General features: G+C 58.5%; 1 pseudogene. It reads left to right on the top strand.

The features are described 5' to 3' along the window. Positions 1–352 (top strand): annotated as a pseudogene (locus tag CYR32_RS21295) (phosphate acyltransferase PlsX); the annotation flags it as partial.

A 352-nucleotide genomic window follows, 5' to 3' on the forward strand; every position in this document is an offset into this window, starting at 1 on the left:
CTGACCCTTGCGTTAGATGTAATGGGCGGGGACTTCGGTCCGTCCGTCACAGTGCCTGCTTCATTGCAGGCACTGGCCTCCAATCCAGAGCTCAATCTTCTTTTAGTCGGTGATCCCGACGCGATCTCGCCTTACCTGAACCGAACCGATCCGTCTGTTATGACGCGCTTGCGGGTAATCCCTGCTGAATCGGTGATTGCCAATGACGCCAAACCGGCGCAGGCGATCCGTGCCAGTCGCGGCAGCTCTATGCGTATTGCGCTGGAGCTGGTGAAACAGGGAGACGCGCAGGGGTGCATCAGTGCCGGAAACACCGGCGCATTGATGGGCCTGGCTAAAGTCGTACTGAAGC

The organism is Chimaeribacter coloradensis (genome assembly GCF_002858715.1).
GTDB classification, from domain to species: domain Bacteria; phylum Pseudomonadota; class Gammaproteobacteria; order Enterobacterales; family Enterobacteriaceae; genus Chimaeribacter; species Chimaeribacter coloradensis.